General features: G+C 37.5%; 1 protein-coding gene. It reads right to left on the bottom strand.

Annotation, left to right across the window (positions count from 1 at the left end):
- Positions 1-336: glycosyltransferase (locus tag KIH86_RS12580; RefSeq protein ID WP_223110492.1), on the bottom strand; the 336-nt coding region annotated here is incomplete at both ends.

Genomic DNA, 336 nt, shown 5'->3' with positions numbered 1-336 from the left:
CAAACATAGCTGGACTCTCATGGCTTTGAGTTTTGACCCCTAATACTACTTTATATCCTTCTTCCCACTTTTCGATAAAATCCTTTATCATTCCTGGAGGATCTTGCAAATCGGCTACCATCAATATTACAGCATCACCTTCTGCTTGCAATAATGCATGGTAGGGAGAACGAATATGGCCAAAATTCCTGGAATTCACGATAATTTTAACATTGAAGTCTGTATGGGCAATATTTTTAAGGATGGCGACCGTGCGATCCTTTGAAGCATTATCAATAAAAATATGCTCATATGTGTAACCCGGTAAGTTTTCGAATACATTCTTGACTTGTTTAT

Source organism: Paenibacillus sinensis (genome assembly GCF_019904155.1).
Lineage (GTDB): Bacteria > Bacillota > Bacilli > Paenibacillales > Paenibacillaceae > Paenibacillus_AQ > Paenibacillus_AQ sinensis.
The sequence above is the reverse complement of the archived record's forward strand: the minus strand, read 5'-3'. Positions and strand labels throughout refer to the sequence as shown.